At 69.4% G+C, this 16,904-nt stretch carries 27 protein-coding genes; 4 read left to right on the top strand and 23 right to left on the bottom strand.

Annotation, left to right across the window (positions count from 1 at the left end; all coding sequences use genetic code 11):
* The first annotated feature begins 121 nt into the window (after positions 1 to 121).
* Complete coding sequence (locus EES43_RS24665) at positions 122 to 388, top strand: type II toxin-antitoxin system Phd/YefM family antitoxin (protein WP_124270755.1); 267 nt, start codon at positions 122 to 124, stop codon at positions 386 to 388.
* 82 nt (positions 389 to 470) lie between these two features.
* On the opposite strand, the gene EES43_RS31060 is transcribed toward EES43_RS24665, so the two are convergent.
* The 20 genes from EES43_RS31060 to EES43_RS24570 form a co-directional block, all read right to left on the bottom strand.
* The gene (locus EES43_RS31060; RefSeq protein WP_206430118.1) at positions 471 to 719 is read right to left on the bottom strand and encodes a WhiB family transcriptional regulator; all 249 of its coding nucleotides are present in this window, start codon (positions 717 to 719) and stop codon (positions 471 to 473) included.
* The gene (locus tag EES43_RS31055; protein ID WP_206430117.1) at positions 716 to 1,123 is read right to left on the bottom strand and encodes a helix-turn-helix domain-containing protein; all 408 of its coding nucleotides are present in this window, start codon (positions 1,121 to 1,123) and stop codon (positions 716 to 718) included. The genes EES43_RS31060 and EES43_RS31055 overlap by 4 nt, the downstream gene beginning before the upstream one ends.
* On the bottom strand, positions 1,120 to 1,977 hold the full coding sequence (locus tag EES43_RS24655) for a hypothetical protein (protein ID WP_124270753.1): 858 nt from the start codon (positions 1,975 to 1,977) through the stop codon (positions 1,120 to 1,122). The genes EES43_RS31055 and EES43_RS24655 overlap by 4 nt, the downstream gene beginning before the upstream one ends.
* Positions 1,974 to 2,312, bottom strand: a complete 339-nt coding sequence (locus EES43_RS24650; RefSeq protein ID WP_124270752.1) for a hypothetical protein — start codon at positions 2,310 to 2,312, stop codon at positions 1,974 to 1,976. The genes EES43_RS24655 and EES43_RS24650 overlap by 4 nt, the downstream gene beginning before the upstream one ends.
* Complete coding sequence (locus tag EES43_RS24645) at positions 2,309 to 2,641, bottom strand: hypothetical protein (protein WP_124270751.1); 333 nt, start codon at positions 2,639 to 2,641, stop codon at positions 2,309 to 2,311. The genes EES43_RS24650 and EES43_RS24645 overlap by 4 nt, the downstream gene beginning before the upstream one ends.
* Before the next feature lie 71 nt (positions 2,642 to 2,712).
* Positions 2,713 to 3,114, bottom strand: a complete 402-nt coding sequence (locus EES43_RS24640; RefSeq protein ID WP_124270750.1) for a hypothetical protein — start codon at positions 3,112 to 3,114, stop codon at positions 2,713 to 2,715.
* Entirely contained in the window at positions 3,111 to 3,815 is a 705-nt protein-coding gene (locus EES43_RS24635) for an exonuclease domain-containing protein (protein WP_124270749.1), read from the bottom strand. Before EES43_RS24635 ends, EES43_RS24640 begins: the two co-directional genes overlap by 4 nt.
* A gap of 71 nt (positions 3,816 to 3,886) precedes the next feature.
* Positions 3,887 to 4,921 (bottom strand): recombination directionality factor, encoded by a 1,035-nt coding sequence (locus tag EES43_RS24630; RefSeq protein WP_241192526.1) that lies wholly within the window; start codon positions 4,919 to 4,921, stop codon positions 3,887 to 3,889.
* Position 4,922: 1 nt separating this feature from the next.
* Positions 4,923 to 5,765 (bottom strand): hypothetical protein, encoded by an 843-nt coding sequence (locus EES43_RS24625; RefSeq protein ID WP_124270747.1) that lies wholly within the window; start codon positions 5,763 to 5,765, stop codon positions 4,923 to 4,925.
* Positions 5,766 to 5,875: 110 nt separating this feature from the next.
* Positions 5,876 to 6,274, bottom strand: a complete 399-nt coding sequence (locus EES43_RS24620) for a hypothetical protein (RefSeq protein WP_124270746.1) — start codon at positions 6,272 to 6,274, stop codon at positions 5,876 to 5,878.
* Positions 6,275 to 6,348: 74 nt separating this feature from the next.
* Positions 6,349 to 6,684 carry a hypothetical protein gene (locus tag EES43_RS24615; RefSeq protein ID WP_124270745.1) on the bottom strand — a complete coding sequence of 112 codons (336 nt, stop codon included), beginning with the start codon at positions 6,682 to 6,684 and terminating at the stop codon, positions 6,349 to 6,351.
* A gap of 66 nt (positions 6,685 to 6,750) precedes the next feature.
* On the bottom strand, positions 6,751 to 7,200 hold the full coding sequence (locus EES43_RS24610; protein WP_124270744.1) for a hypothetical protein: 450 nt from the start codon (positions 7,198 to 7,200) through the stop codon (positions 6,751 to 6,753).
* Positions 7,201 to 7,426: 226 nt separating this feature from the next.
* Positions 7,427 to 7,621, bottom strand: a complete 195-nt coding sequence (locus EES43_RS24605; protein ID WP_124270743.1) for a hypothetical protein — start codon at positions 7,619 to 7,621, stop codon at positions 7,427 to 7,429.
* Positions 7,618 to 7,884 carry a hypothetical protein gene (locus EES43_RS24600; protein WP_124270742.1) on the bottom strand — a complete coding sequence of 89 codons (267 nt, stop codon included), beginning with the start codon at positions 7,882 to 7,884 and terminating at the stop codon, positions 7,618 to 7,620. The genes EES43_RS24605 and EES43_RS24600 overlap by 4 nt, the downstream gene beginning before the upstream one ends.
* A complete protein-coding gene (locus EES43_RS24595) occupies positions 7,881 to 8,216 on the bottom strand; it encodes a hypothetical protein (RefSeq protein WP_124270741.1) in 336 nt (111 codons plus the stop codon). Before EES43_RS24595 ends, EES43_RS24600 begins: the two co-directional genes overlap by 4 nt.
* Positions 8,213 to 8,479, bottom strand: coding sequence for a hypothetical protein (locus tag EES43_RS24590; RefSeq protein ID WP_124270740.1), 267 nt, complete (start codon positions 8,477 to 8,479; stop codon positions 8,213 to 8,215). Before EES43_RS24590 ends, EES43_RS24595 begins: the two co-directional genes overlap by 4 nt.
* Positions 8,476 to 9,021 (bottom strand): hypothetical protein, encoded by a 546-nt coding sequence (locus EES43_RS24585; protein ID WP_124270739.1) that lies wholly within the window; start codon positions 9,019 to 9,021, stop codon positions 8,476 to 8,478. Before EES43_RS24585 ends, EES43_RS24590 begins: the two co-directional genes overlap by 4 nt.
* Positions 9,018 to 9,596, bottom strand: a complete 579-nt coding sequence (locus EES43_RS24580; protein WP_124270738.1) for a hypothetical protein — start codon at positions 9,594 to 9,596, stop codon at positions 9,018 to 9,020. Before EES43_RS24580 ends, EES43_RS24585 begins: the two co-directional genes overlap by 4 nt.
* A 159-nt stretch (positions 9,597 to 9,755) precedes the next feature.
* A complete protein-coding gene (locus EES43_RS24575) occupies positions 9,756 to 10,010 on the bottom strand; it encodes a MerR family transcriptional regulator (protein WP_124270737.1) in 255 nt (84 codons plus the stop codon).
* Entirely contained in the window at positions 10,007 to 10,261 is a 255-nt protein-coding gene (locus tag EES43_RS24570) for a helix-turn-helix domain-containing protein (protein WP_124270736.1), read from the bottom strand. The genes EES43_RS24575 and EES43_RS24570 overlap by 4 nt, the downstream gene beginning before the upstream one ends.
* Positions 10,262 to 10,437: 176 nt before the next feature.
* Here EES43_RS24570 and EES43_RS24565 point away from each other — a divergent pair, with 176 nt between their 5' ends.
* Positions 10,438 to 10,854 (top strand): hypothetical protein, encoded by a 417-nt coding sequence (locus tag EES43_RS24565; protein WP_124270735.1) that lies wholly within the window; start codon positions 10,438 to 10,440, stop codon positions 10,852 to 10,854.
* Positions 10,855 to 11,301: 447 nt separating this feature from the next.
* On the top strand, positions 11,302 to 12,588 hold the full coding sequence (locus tag EES43_RS24560) for a site-specific integrase (protein ID WP_124270734.1): 1,287 nt from the start codon (positions 11,302 to 11,304) through the stop codon (positions 12,586 to 12,588).
* Between the two features lie 29 nt (positions 12,589 to 12,617).
* On the opposite strand, the gene EES43_RS24555 is transcribed toward EES43_RS24560, so the two are convergent.
* The gene (locus tag EES43_RS24555) at positions 12,618 to 13,430 is read right to left on the bottom strand and encodes a carbohydrate ABC transporter permease (protein WP_241192525.1); all 813 of its coding nucleotides are present in this window, start codon (positions 13,428 to 13,430) and stop codon (positions 12,618 to 12,620) included.
* A gap of 126 nt (positions 13,431 to 13,556) precedes the next feature.
* Here EES43_RS24555 and EES43_RS24550 point away from each other — a divergent pair, with 126 nt between their 5' ends.
* A complete protein-coding gene (locus tag EES43_RS24550) occupies positions 13,557 to 14,423 on the top strand; it encodes a phosphotransferase enzyme family protein (RefSeq protein ID WP_124270733.1) in 867 nt (288 codons plus the stop codon).
* A 55-nt stretch (positions 14,424 to 14,478) separates the two neighbouring features.
* On the opposite strand, the gene EES43_RS24545 is transcribed toward EES43_RS24550, so the two are convergent.
* On the bottom strand, positions 14,479 to 15,192 hold the full coding sequence (locus EES43_RS24545) for an exonuclease domain-containing protein (RefSeq protein WP_124270732.1): 714 nt from the start codon (positions 15,190 to 15,192) through the stop codon (positions 14,479 to 14,481).
* A gap of 169 nt (positions 15,193 to 15,361) precedes the next feature.
* Positions 15,362 to 16,597, bottom strand: coding sequence for an SAV2148 family HEPN domain-containing protein (locus EES43_RS24540; RefSeq protein WP_124270731.1), 1,236 nt, complete (start codon positions 16,595 to 16,597; stop codon positions 15,362 to 15,364).
* Positions 16,598 to 16,904: the final 307 nt, after the last annotated feature.

Here is a 16,904-nt window from a genome sequence, read left to right as displayed (position 1 = left end):
CGGTTTTCGTGATTCGCCGTCGGCAATGTCTGGCGTTCCTGGGGTCCACTCTGCCACACTTCTTTAAAGATTGGCCAGGATGAACAGGAAGGAAGTGTTGGTGATGGCTTACACTCTGGCCATGGCTACTGGAAAGGGCATCGAGATCGCGGAGGACGGCGTCGCGACCGTCGGCATGACCGAGGCGCGCGCGCTCCTGACGACGCTGATCCGCGACGTCCGCTACGGCGGGCAGGTTGGCGCATTCACCGAACGCGGGGCGCGTCAGGCCTACGTCGTGACGCCCGACTTCTACGAGCGGGCCGACCGCGAGCACGCCGCTGTCCAGCGCCTCCGTAAGCAGCAGCCGGAGCTCTACGCCGAGTTCTTCGGCGACCTCCCGGACTGACGTCACGTCCCCTCCTCCCTCCCCCGCCATGGCGGGGTTTTGTTGTGCGTGTGGGCGGGCCACGTGTGGTGGCCCGCCCTTGTCATGCGGCTGAGCGCGCGTTGATGAGCCGGCGGAGTTCTTTCTGGCCGAGGCCGCCCCAGATGCCCCACCGCTGCTGGCTGTCGACCGCGTAGTCGAGGCAGGCCCGGCGGACGGGGCAGGCCAGGCAGATGCGTTTCGCGGGGGCTGTGGTGCCGCCCTTCTCAGGCATGAACAGCTCCGGATCCGTCTGGCGGCAGAGGGCGTCGTCGCGCCAGGTGTCGTGGGCGATGCTGGTGGTGGGGTTCATGCCGCTGCCCTCTTCCTTGCCTTCGCGGCCTTGCTGGCGGCGTTCGCCCCGTCCCGACAGGTGCGGCACCGGCAGCCTTTGCTGTATCCGGACCGGCCGTGGGTGGCGTTGCCGATGTCGATGGGGTCGGGCTCTGCGGTTTCGACAGGGATTGCCCATCCGCTGTCCCGCCAGGCGGTAACGCTGTTCCTGGTGACTCCGACCCGACGTGCGATCTCGGCCGCATGAATGCCTCTGGCATCGAGTTGGCGTGCGGCTTCGATACGTTCGCTGCGGGTGAGCTGCACCGTCTCACCGTTCATGGCGTGCTCGATCGCGATGAGGTCGAGGTCACCATCGAACGTGGCGGTGGTGGACGCGTAGAAGCGGGCGGGGGTGGCGGCACCGGGCCGCGTGGCAATCACGCCGCAGCCTTGAGGTCGGCCTGGCTGAGAACCCGGTCGATGTACGACCGGTCCTTCCCGAGGCGCTCGGCGACCTCGCTGCGGGTGAGGCCGGCGGTGTGGATGAGCCACCGGGTTTCCTCGGCGAGGATGTCGGCCTTGGTGACCTTGTACTCGGGGGTGAAGTGAGGGTCGTCGATGGCGCCCGGGAACTGGTCCCAGTACTTCTGGGTGGGCCAACGGCGTTCCGCGGCCTGGGTGCGGGCGCGCCGGATGATGTGGGGCTTGATGCCGTGCCGGGATGGCTTCTGTCCGCGGAGGTTCTCGTACCCTTCGGCGACTCGGTCGGCAGTGTCGGCGCGGACCAGGAGGTCGTTTTCGGTGCGTCGGACGAGGTCGCCGATGTACTGGGCGGAGAGGCCGAGGTGGATGTCGAGGCGGCTGAAGGGCCATCCGGCTGCGGCGAGTGCCTGGATGCGGCGGCGGGTACCGGTGCCGTCGATGTCGTGGGCGCGGAGTGTCTCAGCGGTTACGGAGAGGATCTTCGCGGCGACGTCAGGGCGGGTCTGGTACCGGATGGGCCGCCGCTTGCCGGTTCCGGTGGGGGGCACGAACGCGCGCAGGGTGGCCTTGTCGAGGCCCGTTGCGGCGGCGACCCGGTTGGTGCTGATGCCGTGTTCGCGGAGGTTGAGTAGGTGGGCGCGGACGGGGGCGGCGTCGACGAAGGGCTGCCAGGCGCCTTCGCGCTGCTTCCTCCGGGACTCGGCCTGCCAGAGCCGCTTCCGTTCGACGCAGGCGGGGAGCCGGCAGCTGTACTCGGTGTAGCAGGTGAGGGTGTTGTGGTGCGGGGCTTCCCTGCGGATTGCGGTGGTCATCGGCCCTCCTCCGGGGCGAGGTCTGGGGTGGCGGCGAGCTTGTTGTCGAGGTAGCGGTTGAGGTCGTCGGCGGGGATGGCCGTGACGGCGTCGGTGTTGTCGGCGACGCGGCAGAGCCGGAACGCGCGGGCGGTGTACTCGCGTCGGTCGGCCTGGTGCTGGAGCCACTGGTCGTAGCGGCGGACCGCCCACTGCCCGGTGCGCCAGGCGGTGTACGCCGCGGCGGCGAGGAGAGCACCGGGCCCGTAGCAGAGGGCGGCGTTGATGGCCTGGTCGACGGCGCCGTGGACTGCGCCGAGGGCCTGGCCGGCGACGAGGATCGTGTCGAGACTCATGCGACTGCTTCCCGTCGTGCCGCCGCGGTGCCTTTCCAGGTGCGGACCCCGCTGTGGTGGGTGGTGGGCCGGTCGGAGCACGCCCACCCGGCGGTGCGGATGTAGCCCTCGTCGCGGAGGAGGGTCATGAGGCGTCCCCAGTGCGCCTGCGGGCTGGGCGGGTTGGGGAGCTTGGCGGCGTCGGCCACCGAGTAGCAGGTGAAGGTGCGGCCGGTTGCCGCGGCGGCTATGAAGGCGGGCCAGACTGCGGCCAGCCAGGTCTCGTAGTCGGCGGACTGGGTGGGGGCGGGGATGCTGCCATCAAGGGCGGGCTGGATCGGTGTCGTCATGCTCTTCATGCTCAGCACACCGCCGACAGTCGACGTCGCGTCAGATGTTTCACGCGGTTTCACGATCTTGTTCACGAGGCATTCCCTTCAGCGTCGGGAGGTGCTGCCTCGACGTGAAGGCCGGGCAGTTCGGGGTTGACAATGTGGCGTCGCCCGTCGGGGGTGGTGACCACGAAGTGGATGTGCTTGACCCCGTCCATGCCGGTGGAGAGCCAGGCTTCGGACACCTCGGCCTCGTAGGTCACGCGGACCCGCTGCTTCTTCCGGGCGAGGTTCCGGAGGCGAGCCTCTTCGTCGGAGAGTGCGTGGAGGGGGCGCGGCTTCGGCTGGTGGACCTGCGTGACCCGGGTGGGCCGCATGCCGCGGACCGGGTTCGTGCACTTGCAGGCGGTCTCGGAGCGGGGCTGGGTCTTGCAGGACTTCTTGCAGGACTGGCAGTACCAGACGAGGTACGTCGACTCGGCCGTGGTCACGAGGTCATCTCCTTCTGCCTGGGGATGAGCGGCCAGGCGCCTTCGACGACGGCGTCGGGCCGGGTCTTGCGGAAGTGCTCCTGGAGCGAAGCGACCTGTTCGGCGGCCCACCCGACCTGCGCGGTGTGCAGCTCGTCGAGGGTCATGGCGGCGAGCTGCGGGTACCGGGTTGCCTGCCGCCATGCGACCCGGCATGCGGCGACCGCGTCGGCGTCGGCACTGTGGGCGGCGTCGAGACGGACGTCGTAGTGCTCGCACAGGGCGGTCAGGGTCCGCTTCCCGGGCCGGTAGGTATCGACCTGCTTGTCGATGACGTAGGGGTCGATCACGACGGCTTCAGTGAGAGGCTGGAAGCCGTATCGCTGCGCTTCCCGGTCCAGGAGGGTCAGGTCGTAGCGGGCGTTCATCGCGACGACCGGGATCCCGGACAGGATCACCTGGGTAAGGGCGCCGAGGATCTCCTCCACGGCCAGTCGCAGATCGACACCCTCGGCGTGGGCCTTCTCGGTGCTGATCCCGTGGACCGCGGCGGCCCCGGCGGGGATCTCTTCGCCGTCAACGTCGGTCAGCCAGTTCGCCGTGGTGGTGGGCTGCTGGCCGCCGACCTGGACGATGCAGGCGGTAACGATGCGGGCGGTCTCGACGTCGATGCCCGTCGATTCGATATCGAAGCCGGCCATGCGGCTGAGGTGCCAGGTCATGTTCTGTGTTCTCCTGGGTTCGGCGGGGCTGTCCGCATTACGGGTGCGGACAGCCCCGCGAGTCGTTTGATCTAGGTGGCGGATCCGGCCTGTGCGACGGCCGGCCAGGTGCTGGATGGCGGCTCTTCGACGACTTCAGCGGGGTAGGCGCCGTCCTCGTCTGGCTCCGGGTCAGGCTTCGGGTTGGGCTTCGGGGCCGGGTTCTTCAGCTCCTCGGCCTTCCGCTTCAGCGCGGCCACGAGGTCGTCGTTCAGGTGGCCCGCAGCATTGGCGTTGCGGTACACGTCCTGCACGTCGTCGACCGTGAGCGCGCCCTCGGCCAGCGCCAGGTAGTCCGGGCGTGGCGCCTCGATCGCAGCGACCGCGCGGGCCCCGGTCGGGTCCAAAGCAACCGCGGTCGGCAGCGGACCGGTAAGGGCCTGCCGGGTAGTGACGCCGCGCACCTCCACGACGACCACGGGAAAGTGCTTCGTCTTCCCCCCAGCAACGCGCGTCCTTGGTTCGATGCGGAGGAGGACCGGGACCAAGCCCTTGCCGCCGGAGCCGGACAGCACCATGTCGACAGTGCCCGCGAGTTCGTTGGCTGCGTAGAACGAGTGCGTCTCGACTCGCCAGACACCGACGTCCGGCATGTCCGGCAGCACGACGTTGAGGCGGGAGGTAGGCGCGCAGACCTTGTCCTTGGTGCGCAGTTCCTGCCGCAGGAGGTGCCACTCGGGGCCGTGCTCGGCGAGGCAGAGGCAGGGGTGGCGGCTGATCTGTTCCGTCATCCCGTCGCAGCGGCGGGCGCAGCCGCCCTTGTTCCACATTTCGTTGGCCTGCGACAGCGGGTCACCCGGGGGAAGGATCGCGTCGAGCTGCTCGGCCTTGGTGATGACACGAAACTGGGGGGCGCCATTGCCCTGCGGCTGCCAGCGCTCCACCTCCCCGCCCCATGCCTCGGCGGCGGCGGCCACGTAGTGCTCGGCGTGGCTGCTGAGCACCCACGTCTTCGACTTCACGGGGCGGTCGCGCTTCTTCGGGTCGTCGCTCGGGACGCTGTAGCCGGTACGGAGACGGCCCAGTTCGCGGGCCTGCTTCTGCATGGTTCGGATGCGGCTACCCATGTCAGGTTGCCTTTCGGGTTGTGCGCCTACGAGCCGGGGCGGTCTGGCCCGGGGCGAGGAGTGCGGGGTAGGTGGACGGTGCGTCGTGCAGCCACCGGGCGCCCTGGAGGAGGCCACGGAACGCGGCGTGCGCGTCCCGGCCGGCGGGCATCTCGACGAGGGCGTGAGACTTGGCCCTGAGGTTGAGGACGCCGGTGCGCTGGATGGCAGGCATGGGGGCGTCGGTGTCGTCGGGGAGGAGAACGGTCTCCGCGTACCGAAGGGCGGCGAGCTGGAGAGTGTTCTCCGGGTAGACGCTCTTTGCGCTGCGGGTGGCGGACGTCTTGAAGTCGATGAGCCACAGCTCCATCGACCGGTCCGGCCCTGTGGGCAGCCAGATCAGAAGGTCAGCGGTTCCGGCATAGCCCAGCCGGCGGTGGAACACGGTGATCTCGGTGGCTTCGATGTGCTCGTTGAGGTCGACGCCCCACATGGCCAGCCAGAGGACGAGTTGGGCCAGGTACGGGGCGACCTCGGGGTCGTCCGCGACGGGCGAGCCGAGGAGGTGGTGTTCGGCCGCGGTGTGGATGCGGTCGCCGAGGTCGCCAGCGGTTTCCTTGACCTGGCGGTGGACGGCCTTGATCTCCCGGGTGAGGGCGGGCCGGTCGTCGTCGATGCGGTCGTTGACCTCGGTGAGGTTGTCGAGGATGTGTTCGGTGGTGAGCTTGACGGCCCACGGGATGAGGGCGTGTTTGGCGACGGCGGTGGCGAGGACGTTGGTGACGGAGATGAGTGCGGGGCCGCCGGCGGGGTCGGTGTAGTACCGGCCGTTGTCGGTGTCGGTGGCGAGGCGTGGGTTGGTCACGTGGTGTCCGTTCGTGGTGGTTCGGTTCGGGGTTGCTGCGGGCCGCCAGGAGGGTTGGCGGCCCGCAGCGGGCAGACGGAGCCGGGCTCAGACGCCTGCCGGTCGGTGGGTCAGGTGCGGCGGATTGCGTCAGCGACGAGGTCGATTACTTTGTTGCGGGTCGCCTTGTCCATGTCGGGGGCGAACGCGAAGTGGAGCCGGACGCGGTGCTCGCCGACGGAGTCGTTGATGTTGAGGATGAGGCCGACCGGCTCTAGCCCGTCCGCGCCGAGGTTGACCGCCCACTTGGATACGTCGGCTGCACCGCTGATCAGGCCGTGGATGCTGCGCTGCGCCGCTTCGTGGGTCTCGTCGCTGAAGTCGTTCCATGCGACCCCGCCGTCGGGAACGACATCTCGCCCCTCCATCTGCTCGCCGACGCCCATGAAGTCCGGGTCCTTGGTGAGGGCTGCGTGCTGGCGGGTGGCTTCGGCGCGGAGGTCTTCGTTGGTGTACGGCTTCTCGGTCATGGGGTCCTCCTGGGATGATGGGGTTGGGTGCCCCCGCCGAATTCGCCTCGGCGGGGGCGTTCGCATGAGGCGGACTAGCTGGCTTGGTCGGTAATGAACAGGCAGGGGAACTCGCCCAGCGCGTCGAAGACGTCCTCGGGGTCGACGTCGGACCGGATGCCGGCGGCCGGACGGGTCCAGTCGGCGACCCGGCCCAGGGCGCGGGCGGCGTCCTCCGCTTGGGTCCGCTGCTCGAACTTCGCGATGACGTGGCCAGAGTGGTGGCCGAGCCGCCAGACGTAGGTGTCGCCGGGGTCGGCGATCTCGTCGGGGGTCGGGTAGACGTGCAGGCCGGGGTGCGGCTCGGTGGCCTGTACGAGTACGGGCCGGGCGTAGGTGGGGACGTGCAGTTCGTGGGTGGACGCGTTCACGAGGGGGCTCCTCAAGGTGTTGGGCGCCGGGCCGGGGGCCGGTGTCATCCGCGCGGCCCGGCGGGTTCAGGCGGCGGGCAGGTGCGCCGGGTTGGTGCTGCCCTCGGTGCGGACCAACGGGCCGATCGCCTCCCACAGGGGGCGGACGTCGATCGGGGCGGTCGCCTGGTCCTCGAACTTCGCGGTGTCGCGAATGGAGGCCGGGACGGTGATTGCGTTGGCGTTCGCCTCCGCCGCCAGGAACGGGGCGAGGAGGGCCTGCAGCCGGTCGACCTCAGCGAGAGCCCGGTCGCGCTCCTCGGTCCGCTCCCCCAGATCGGCGTCGAGGCACACGACAACCTGCTCGGCCTCAGCCCGCATGGCCCGGACGTCGGCCAACTGGTGCTCCAGGGTGGCGATGGCGTCACCGGCACCCACGACCTGGGTGAGAAGCCGGCGGTTTTCGTCCCGCAGCTGGGCGACGGCGTCAGCAGCCCGGTGCTTGCGGGGGCGGCGTATGCCAAGGTGGAGACTCATCGGATTCCCTCAGGGGTGATGGTGGCGAGATACCTGGAGGCCGCTTCGGCGGCTCGTGCGCGACGCTCCGACACGATCCGGATGCGGCAGGGGCTGCACTTGCAGCCGGACGGGTGGCGGCGGGCCTGGTTCGCCCTGAACCGGCCGAGGTTCACGATCAGTCGGGCTTCCTCTGCGGCGGACAGGTATCGGCCGGCTGCCTCGTGGTCGTCCCAAGCAGTCCGCATCAGGCACCGCCCCTGCTGATGCGGATGGCGAACTCTTCGAGCGTTTCGACGTAGCCGGCGCCGACCGTGTCCTGGTAGTCGGGGTCGACGAGTCGCAGCGACCGAACAAGGGACTCCGCGACCGCGCCGGTGATGACGGGCGGGGTGTCGCACAGGTAGTGGGAGACGGTCACGGTCTCCGTGCGCGGCGTCACGCTGCTGCCTGCCGCTGGTAGGGGACACCGACGAACCGGTACCCGTCCTCGGCGGCGACCTCGTCGGCGACCTGGGTGGCCCGGATCCGGTCTCGCCTGACGTCCGCCAGGTCCGCTGCGACCTGGGCTAGCCGGTTGAGCTGGTCCAGGGAGGTGTCCGTCACGTCGACCCGCAGCTCAGCACCGAGACGGAGGAACGTGTGGCCGTTCTCGTTCTCCAGCTGGATCGGACGGTCGCCCCAGGAGAGGTTGAAGGTCTTCATGCCGTCGCCTCCGTCTCGCGCAGCTCCATGCCCTGCTCGTCGGCCCACTTGCGGGCCCTGCGCTCGTCCATCTCCGCCGTGTGCTGGGCGAAGTCGACGTAGCCGTAGGCGTAGTACGTGATCGGCCCGAACTGCATCTGAGCCGACTTGTTGCCCTCGTCGTCCATGACCACGGGCAGGCTGTGCTCCGCCGCGAACTCCTCGACCGCCGTGTTCGTGTGCAGAGGAACGAGGAACCGTTCGTCGCTGCTGACCCGGACGGACGGGTTCTCCTCCAGCCAGGTCGCGAGCTGCCGGAGTCCGGCGATGTACTCGGTGCGGTCGGCGTTCATCGGGTCCTCCGGGCTGCGGTGTTGAGGTTCTGCTGCTGGGTGATCCAGGCGTCGAAGCCCGGGTAGTCGGCTGCGGTGGAGCACGCCTCGGGGTGCGGGCACGGAAGCAGGGCGAAGCGGCTGTCGTCGGAGTCGCACTGGTGGCGTTCCTCGGCGGCCATGCCGACCGCGAACCGGGCCCGCTTCAGAGCGGTCAGCTCGTCGATACGGCGGATCCGCTCCTCGGTGGACACGTCCACACGGGACAGGTCGGCGGCGGTCACGACGTCACCTCGATCGGGTCCAGGTGCGTGAGCTTGATGTGGCCGGAGTAGTTCTCGACCAGCGCGACGGGGGTGTGGCCGTGGGCCGTCCACGCTCGGCTCGTCGTCCAGGTCACGAACCCGTCCTCGCCGTGCACCCCCGGGTACGCCTTCACCCGCGTACCGACCGGGTGCTTGGCGTTCCACTCGGCGGCCGTCAGCTCGCCGGTCGGCTCCTGCGTGGGGCGGACCGAGTGCTTGCCGCCGTAGTGGCGGACGATCGTGTTGCCGAACTTCGCGACGACCCGGCTCGCGCCGTGGCCGATCCGGAGGCCGGTGACGATGTTTTCGCCGTCGATGTACTCCCAGAACTGCTTGGCGAAGACGCCGGCGTTGTCGAGCCAGGTGTCGACGCTGTACAGGTTCGACGGGGTCAGCACCCAGCAGCGAACGCAGGTCTTGTCGTCGCAGCCGTCAGCGTGAAGCTCGGGGATGTACGGGGCGGCGGCCAGCGCTGCCAGGTGCTCGGTGGTCTCCCGGTCGATGCGGGCTGCGGCGCTCACAGCGCACCTGCCTCACGCTGCGACGGGGCGGAGGCCGCCTTGCGGGATGCGTCGTACTGCCGGATCCCCCAGATGACCGCGTGGCAGGCGAACAGGAACTCCCACGAGAAGTCCTGGAATGACAGCTCCCACTCCGCCGGAATCCGCAGGCGGAAGTCACCGAAGCTGAACGAGGCCACCGCGTACTTCGCCGTGCCCTGGTACTCCAGGTTGTGGTCGTCGCTGTTCAGGATCTGTGCTGCGACCGCCTCAACCGCCCCCGGGAAGCGGGCCTCGTGCGCAGCCGCCTCTCCTGCCAGCCAGGCGCGGAACAAGTCCTCGGACCAGGACTTCACGTCGCCCCGACCAGCAGTGACCTTCTCCTGCCAGTAGCCCGGGTTGATGCTGTTGTGGCTCGACCCCTTGAACAGGTCGAACATGTCCTCCGTCGGGTAGACGGAGAACGCGAAGCTGAACCCGTCGCCGCGCACCATCAGGTTGTGCGGCCAGGTGATCAGGTCGAAGCGGTAGAACCCGCCCTTCGGGTCCGCGAAGACGAGGTGCCGGTACAGGCCGTCCTCGTGCAGGACCGTCATGGTGTGGTTCGAAGTCTCGGAGGCGAAGCGGTCTGCCGCAGCAGCCTCAGGGGATGATTGGATGTCGGACACGGGGCCCGCCTTTCGTCATGAACGGTGAGGGTGGGTCTCAGAGGTCGTCCCCGGACTTGGTCGTTACGGGGGCGGCCTCACAGCTGCTCAGGCAGCGGCGGCGAGACGGTGACGCTTCTGCGGCGTCTCGCGGGAGGCGTTGTGGATGTCAAGCCGGTCCTGCTTGCTTGTCTTGATGCGACGGCCAACTGCCGCCTTGATGCCGAGGGCCTTCAGCCGGCGGCGCACGGTGGGGACGCTGCAACCGAGGACGTATGCCGTCTCCTGCACGGTCATGAACTCCTGGTTCACGTCGGCAGGCTTCTCCGGTCGGCCGTACAGCTCGTACTTGCTGCCGGTCATGTGCGTATCTCCTTCGGGGGTGGGACCTCCGGTGGGGTCAAGAGGTCGTCTTCGGCCACGCCCAGGGCTAGGCGGAGCCGTGTATACGGGCCGGGCTTCATGTGCTGGCGGGTGCCGTTTTCCAAGTGACTGAGGTAGCGCCGGCTGATCCCCGCGCGTTCTGCCAGCTCGGAGGTCTCCAGACCTGCGGCCTTCCGTCGTTCACGGATGGCCGACGCGTTCACCTGGAAGGTGGTAGGGGGTCGGTGCATAGGTTTAAGTTAGCTGTAGTTAGTGGCCGTGTCCAGTACTAGTTAGCCATGGAGTGTGTTCTAGTTACTCAACCAGTTAGCTACTGTTAGGTAGGTGGCATTGCTGCAGGTCACAGAACCGGCCTTAATGGGCTCTGGCCCTGGCTGGCCCTGGCGGGCCCTGCGAAGATGAGCGCATGGCCACTGACGACCACCCCCGCCTCGCGAAGTACGTGACCGCCCGACGCCTGCTACTCGGGCTGGCCGTGAAGCGAGCAGCCGAACTGGCTGGAGTAGCGAATGACACCTGGAAGCGCATCGAGAGCGGCGGCAAAGTCCGGCGCATGAACATCGCCAAGGTCGACGCCGTGCTGGGCTGGGCACCCGGCAGCGCGATCGGCGTCCTCGAAGGCCGCGAACCCATCCTCATTCGGGAGGCCAAAGAGGCCCCCGGGGCCGACATCTCACGGCGGCCGGTTGCAGACATTGACCGGGCGGTCCGCGATGTGATTCAGCTCGCCACCATCGCGACCGCGAGCGGCCTGACGGCAGACGAGATCCGCGAACTCAGCGACCGGGCAGTGCGGGACCTGAAGGACGCCGGACTGATCTAGTTGAAGTTCCACCCATCCGCCGTACAACCTTTTGCTTTTACCTACTTGTTACCGCGAAATCTTCCACCACTTTGGCCCCAGACGGTCCCAACTAGCCCTCAACATGGCAGAGTCGAAGCACGCCCTTGGAGGCTCCCGCAGTACCGGAAACAAGGGGGAGCCATGCAGTACAGCGAGCCGCTCATAGTCGACTACGGGCCGAAGTTCCTTGGCCATAGCTTTCTGGTCGACAACGGGATCGTGTGTGTGATCCCCCGCCAACTCACCGCCCAGAACTCAGGATCTGAAGCGATGAGGGCAGCAGTGAGGGACCTCGGAGGAGAATGTGGTGAATGCCGGAACTGCCCGCTAGGGGCAGCCGGCTGACACCGTGGAGCACGCGGGGTAGACCTGGCGGTAGGGGTACCTGCCAGGCACCCGCGTTCCACCTTGCACAGAGGGGATCCAATGGCGAAGGCTCATCAACACATCCACGTCGAGTGGCGCGGCGGCACCTGCCGGGTGAAGTGGTGGAGTGGCGAATACCTGGACAACGGCCGCAAGCGCTACGAGTCCAAAGGCGGCTTCACCGATGAGGAGTCAGCCTACGAACACGGTCGGGACAAGCTGTACGAGATCCGGCACGGCACCCATGTCAAGAACCGTGACGGCGCCACCCTCATGTCCGACTGGCTTGATGACTGGCTTGGCGCGATGGACCACAGGCACCTGACGGAGCGCGGATACCGATCAGTGATCGAGAACCACATTCGCCCCTACTTCAAAAAGCAGAACGCGTCCGTGGCCGACATCGACATCCTCGCCTACCGGGCCTTCAAAAAGCGCATGCACTCAAAGATGAAGGCCAGTTCGGCAAAGACCGTCATGATGGTCTTCGGCATGGTCCTCGACGACGCCGTGCCCCGGCTGATCAAGGTGTCGCCGGTGGAGCGGACGCGCAGACGCGGGAAGTTCGTGAAGAAGGCCAAAGAGCGCAAGCGGGACATGACGCCAGAGGCCGTCGAACAGCTGGCTCGGAACGCGCAGACCGTCTTCGGCGAGGCTGGCAACACGTTCATCTGGACGATGGCCATGACGGGGATGCGGCCGGCCGAACTGTTCGGGCTGACAAGGGAGTACTGCTATCCGAACTGGCCTGGTACCGACCCGCGGTCCGACCCGGAGGAATACGAACGGTACGAGGAAGACGCCCTTCGGTACGGACCAGGTGCGGATCTGATGCCTGCGATTCGAGTCGAGCGCCAAGTTCAGTACGCTGACAGCACGCTTCAGTTCTTCTCGCCGAAGTACGACAGTCATCGGACACTGGTAGTGCCGCCGTTCCTAGCGGAGATGCTGAAGTCACTCCTTGCCTCTCATGATCGCGACTGGGTTTTCCCTGCAATCCTGGGTGGGTCGCTAGGCGCCGTAAACTTCGATTACCGGTACTGGCGGGCCATCGCGGATGGTGCCGAGGAGCGCAGCGGACCCCGAACGCGGGGTGCCCGGCCTGCCATTCCGGCGGTCCCATCGTTCGTCGGCAAGCGCCTGTACTTGATGCGGCATGGACATAAGGCATGGCTGGACGAAGATGGGCACAGCAAGTTCGCCACCGAGTCTCGGATGGGGCACGAGGTGCCAGGCGTCGAGGGCGTATACAGCAGTGTGACGGTGCCGATGGAGCGTGCCATCATGAAGACGTTGCAGGAGCGCTGGGAAGGGTTGCAGGAGCGGTTGCCCAGCAAGGATCTCTAGATCATCTCCCAGTCGTTTCCCATCACTCGTCAGTGGATCAAGGGAACGGCAGGTGAGGGCCCTGCCAGGCTCCCATCGTTCGATTTCCAGATGAAGTTGAGCGCGGTGATGGAGAGGGCGACGGGCTTGAGCGCGGGCCAGGTGACCGTGCGGAAGCGGCGCCAGGCGCCCGCACCGTCGAGCGCCGCCGCCTCGTGGAGTTCGCCCGGGGTGTTCTGGAGTCCGGCGAGCAGGGCCACGGTCGTCTGCGGCATGCCCGCCCAGACGCCGACCAGGATCACGGCGGGCAGCGCGGTCGCCAGGCCGGTCAGCCAGTCGCGGCCGTCGCCGAGTCCGAGATCGCGGATCGTCTCGTTGAGGACGCCCGCGTCCGGGTGGTAGACCAGCCGCCACATGATGCCGACGACGACCTCGGGCATCGCCCACGGGATGATCGCCAGCGCTCGGGCCAGCGGGCGCAGCCGCAGCTTCTCGTTGAGCAGCAGGGCGAGGCCGAGCGCGAGGAGGAACTGCGGGACGGTGACGCCGACGGCCCAGAGCAGGCCGATCCGGAACGACTCCCAGAACAGGCCGTCGTGCAGCAGGTCCTGGAAGTTGAGGACGCCGATCCACTGGGTGGAGCGGGTGCGGCCGGACTGCGCGTCGGTGAAGGCGAGCGCGATGCCGTAGAGCAGCGGCCCCACGCTGAGGAGCAGGATCGGGATGAGGGCGGGCAGGACCAGGAACCAGGCCGCCCGGTCTCCGGCCGCCGCTCCGGTCCGCCGGGGCCGGCCGGCCGGTCCGCCGCGTGCGTCGGGTGCGCCGCCGGGCCTGGACCGCTTCGTCACGGTCACCGATGTCACGAAGTGAACCTCCGCATTCCTCGGGGGGCGCTTTATCCCGTTTCGACTGCGCGGGAGGCCCCCGTCATCGTGCTGAGGGGCCGTCCGTTCGTCAAGGTGGCCTGCGCGGATGCGAAAATCGCACCCATGGACGAGATGCGTGCGCGTGAGGTGCTGACCGCCGCCGGACTGCCCGGCACGGCGGAGCTGCTGGCGCTGGGCGAGAACGCGGTGTTCGCCGCCGACGGCCTGGTGGTCAAGGTCGGCCGGGACGCCACCGGCCACCCGGAGCTGCGGGAACGGGCGGAGCGGGAGGTGGCCGTCGCCGACTGGCTCGCCGCCGCGGGCGTGCCCGCCGTCCGGGCGGCGGAGGACCGGGTGCGGATGGCCGAGGGCCACCCGGTGACGCTGTGGCACCGGCTGCCCGCGGCCGTGCGCCCGGCGCGGCCGAGCGATCTCGCCCCCCTGCTCCGCCGGATCCACGCCCTGTCCGCCCCGGAGGGCTTCACGCTGCCGCGCCGTGAACTCCTCGGCGGGGTGGAGCGGTGGCTGACCCTGGCCGGCGACACGATCGACCCGGCCGACGCCGACTACCTCCGCCGACGCCGTGACGGCTTCGCGGCGGCGGCCTCCGCCCTGGTCCCGCACCTGCCTCCGGGGCCGATCCACGGCGACGCGCTGCCCCGCAACGTGCACGTCGGCCCCGACGGTCCGGTCGTGGTGGACCTGGAGACGTTCTCCGCCGACCTCAGGGAGCACGACCTGGTCGTCCTCGCCCTCTCCCGGGACCGCTACGGGCTGCCGGCCGCTGACTACGACGCCTTCACCGCGGCGTACGGCTGGGACGTACGGGAGTGGGACGGCTGCGCGGTCCTGCGCGGGGCCCGCGAGACGGCCAGCTGCGCCTGGGTCGCCCAGCACGCCCCCGGCAACCCGAAGGCGCTCGCCGAGTTCCGCCGCCGGGTGGCCTCGCTGCGCGACGGCGACCCGGAGGTGCGGTGGTACCCGTTCTGACGGGGCGGCGGATCGCCGCCCCGCGCGGCCGGCCCGGCGGTCCCGGCCCTGCCGCTCACCGGCTGCGCGGGATCACCGGCCAGGCGGCCTCCACCACCGCGGCGGGGTCGGCGGTGCGGCGGAGGTAGGACTGGAGCGAGGCGGACTGCTCGGCGGCGGCGCGGACCTGGAGGGCGTGCAGCTCGGCCGGCGGCAGCGCGCCGACGGGCCGGTGCCGCTCGCCCATCCGCCGCACCACCCGGACGGCGGCCACCGCGTCCGCCGACGCGTCGTGGGCGTCGTCGAGCGTGACGCCGTAGTGCTCGCAGAGCGCCTGGAGAGCCCGCTTGCCCTTGCGGTACTTGTCGACGTGCTTGTCGATGACCAGCGGATCGAGGACGGGCGCGGGCACGCCGCCGATCCGCTCGTCCACCGACGCCCGTCCGTACCTGCGGCATTCGCGGTCCAGGAGCGAGAGGTCGTAGCGCGCGTTCATCACGACCAGCGGCACGCCGGAGGCCAGCACCTCGGCGACCGCCGCGGCGATCTCCTCCACGGCCGAGGCGGCGCGGACGCCGTGCCGCCGGGCGTGGTCGGTGCCGATGCCGTGGATGGCGGCGGCCTGCTCGGGTATGGCCACGCCGGGGTCGAGCAGCCAGGTCCGCTGCTCGCGCACGGCCCCGTCCGGCTCCAGCCGGACCAGCGCGGCCGTGACGATCCGGTCGGTCTCGACGTCGGTGCCCGTCGTCTCCAGGTCGAAGCCGACCAGTGTTCCCCGGTGCCAGCTCATCCCGATGCCTCCTTCGTGGTGCTCTCCCCCAGATGGTGAACACCTTCCCACGGGCCACTGACAGAACCGTCCCGGTTCGGAGCGGACCACGGCCCGTCAGGAGGCGGGAGGGCGCGGTCGCTCAGGAGGCGGGACCGGCGCTGTCCGCTCCCGGGACCGGACCCGCCGCTCAGGAGACCGGGCGGGAGTCCGTCCAGACGGACTCGAACTCCTCGCGGTAGGTCTCGAACAGACCGTGCTCGCTGTCCTGGCCCGCCCGCACCACCGTGCGCCGCCCGCCGCCGCGCAGCACCAGCACCGGCGCCTCCATGCCCCGGGCGCGCCGCAGATAGGGCTGGACGACGCCCACCGCGTCCGGCCCGTCGCCGTCGACCAGGTAGGCGGTGAACCGCGGGGTCTCGTCGAAGACCTGGATCTCGAAGGCGCCCGGGTCGCGGAGCTTGGAGCGGACCCGGCGCATGTGGAGGATGTTCATCTCCACCGACCGGCTCAGCTCGCCCTTCTTCAGGCCCAGTTCGCGCTCCCGCCGCCGGACCGCGCTGCTGGCCGGGTTGATGAACAGCAGCCGGACCCGGCAGCCCGACTCGGCGAGCCGCACCAGCCGCCGGCCGGAGAAGTTCTGCACGAGCAGGTTGAGCCCTATGCCGATGGCGTCCAGTCGCCGGGCCCCGCCGAACAGGTCCTCGGCGGGCAGCTGGCGCTGGAGCCGGACCCGGTCGGGGTGGACGGAGACCACGTCGGCGTACCGGTCGCCGACCAGCTCCTCCACGGCGTCCACCGGCAGCCGGTCGGCGGAGGGCGCCGAGGCCCCGCTGCCGAGGATGTCCAGCAGGCGTGCCGAGGCGCGCTCGGCCTGGGCGAGGACCGCCTCGTTCAGCGCGCGGTTGCGGGAGACGACGTTGCGGGCGACCTCCAGCTCGTCGAGGGCCAGCTCGACGTCGCGGCGGTCGTCGAAGTAGGGCTCGAAGCAGGGCCAGTGCTGGACCATCAGCTCGCGCAGCTGCGGCAGCGTGAGGAAGCTGAGGACGTTGTCGTCCGCCGGGTCGAGCAGATAGCCCTTGCGGCGCGAGACCTCGCGCACGGCGACGGCGCGCTGCACCCATTCCTGTCCGGCGGGTCCGGCGGCGGCCACTACCCACTCCTCGCCGTGCACCGGCGCGTAGATGGGCCGGAGCACCGCGGCGACGACGGCGCGCAACCGCTGTTCGACGAGATTCAGCCAGATGTAGGCGCGTCCGGCCCGCTGGGCGCGGGTGCGCACCTCGTTCCAGGCGTCCGCTCCCCACTCCAGCTCGGCGCCGATCTCCAGGGGCTGCGCGAGGGAGACCGCCCCGGGCGGGGCATCGGTCGATTCCCCCTCGTGACCTGCGTCACCCGGAGGCAGCTCGAACCCTCCCGAGCTCACCTGCGTACCGCCTTCCACTCCCCCACCCAACGATCAAGGAAGGGTACTCCGCGAGCGCGACCCGGTGCAGCCGGATGCGCAGGCTGCTTTCTCAACTCCCGTTTTGCGTCGGCCTGTTCCCGGCGGCGAGATCGGGTGGAGTGAGCGGATTCATAGCGATTGGGGCCCTTGTTCCCGGTCGGGATCCGGACTGCGGGCGGGTGGCGGCCCCCGGATGCGCGTCCGGGGCGGAAGCGGGGTGTCCGAAGTTGACCGGTGGGCGGCGCGGCCGGGCGGCCGGACTCGACCGCACCGCCCGACGTCCTAG

The sequence above is a fragment of the Streptomyces sp. ADI96-02 genome, from assembly GCF_003846185.1.
In the GTDB taxonomy this organism is placed as follows: domain Bacteria; phylum Actinomycetota; class Actinomycetes; order Streptomycetales; family Streptomycetaceae; genus Streptomyces.
The sequence above is the reverse complement of the archived record's forward strand: the minus strand, read 5'-3'. Positions and strand labels throughout refer to the sequence as shown.

Excerpts from the sequence above, each read along its gene's own strand:
- EES43_RS24650 (WP_124270752.1), bottom strand. The coding sequence starts at position 2,312 with ATGAGTCTCGACACGATCCTCGTCGCCGGCCAGGCCCTCGGCGCAGTC.
- EES43_RS24575 (WP_124270737.1), bottom strand. The coding sequence starts at position 10,010 with ATGACCGGCAGCAAGTACGAGCTGTACGGCCGACCGGAGAAGCCTGCC.
- EES43_RS24655 (WP_124270753.1), bottom strand. The coding sequence starts at position 1,977 with ATGACCACCGCAATCCGCAGGGAAGCCCCGCACCACAACACCCTCACC.
- EES43_RS24595 (WP_124270741.1), bottom strand. The coding sequence starts at position 8,216 with ATGAACGCCGACCGCACCGAGTACATCGCCGGACTCCGGCAGCTCGCG.
- EES43_RS24550 (WP_124270733.1), top strand. The coding sequence starts at position 13,557 with ATGGACGAGATGCGTGCGCGTGAGGTGCTGACCGCCGCCGGACTGCCC.
- EES43_RS24635 (WP_124270749.1), bottom strand. The coding sequence starts at position 3,815 with ATGACCTGGCACCTCAGCCGCATGGCCGGCTTCGATATCGAATCGACG.
- EES43_RS24600 (WP_124270742.1), bottom strand. The coding sequence starts at position 7,884 with ATGAAGACCTTCAACCTCTCCTGGGGCGACCGTCCGATCCAGCTGGAG.
- EES43_RS24610 (WP_124270744.1), bottom strand. The coding sequence starts at position 7,200 with ATGAGTCTCCACCTTGGCATACGCCGCCCCCGCAAGCACCGGGCTGCT.
- EES43_RS24565 (WP_124270735.1), top strand. The coding sequence starts at position 10,438 with ATGGCCACTGACGACCACCCCCGCCTCGCGAAGTACGTGACCGCCCGA.
- EES43_RS24560 (WP_124270734.1), top strand. The coding sequence starts at position 11,302 with ATGGCGAAGGCTCATCAACACATCCACGTCGAGTGGCGCGGCGGCACC.
- EES43_RS24645 (WP_124270751.1), bottom strand. The coding sequence starts at position 2,641 with ATGACGACACCGATCCAGCCCGCCCTTGATGGCAGCATCCCCGCCCCC.
- EES43_RS31060 (WP_206430118.1), bottom strand. The coding sequence starts at position 719 with ATGAACCCCACCACCAGCATCGCCCACGACACCTGGCGCGACGACGCC.
- EES43_RS24580 (WP_124270738.1), bottom strand. The coding sequence starts at position 9,596 with ATGACGGTCCTGCACGAGGACGGCCTGTACCGGCACCTCGTCTTCGCG.
- EES43_RS24545 (WP_124270732.1), bottom strand. The coding sequence starts at position 15,192 with ATGAGCTGGCACCGGGGAACACTGGTCGGCTTCGACCTGGAGACGACG.
- EES43_RS24630 (WP_241192526.1), bottom strand. The coding sequence starts at position 4,921 with ATGGGTAGCCGCATCCGAACCATGCAGAAGCAGGCCCGCGAACTGGGC.
- EES43_RS24570 (WP_124270736.1), bottom strand. The coding sequence starts at position 10,261 with ATGCACCGACCCCCTACCACCTTCCAGGTGAACGCGTCGGCCATCCGT.
- EES43_RS24665 (WP_124270755.1), top strand. The coding sequence starts at position 122 with ATGGCTACTGGAAAGGGCATCGAGATCGCGGAGGACGGCGTCGCGACC.
- EES43_RS24620 (WP_124270746.1), bottom strand. The coding sequence starts at position 6,274 with ATGACCGAGAAGCCGTACACCAACGAAGACCTCCGCGCCGAAGCCACC.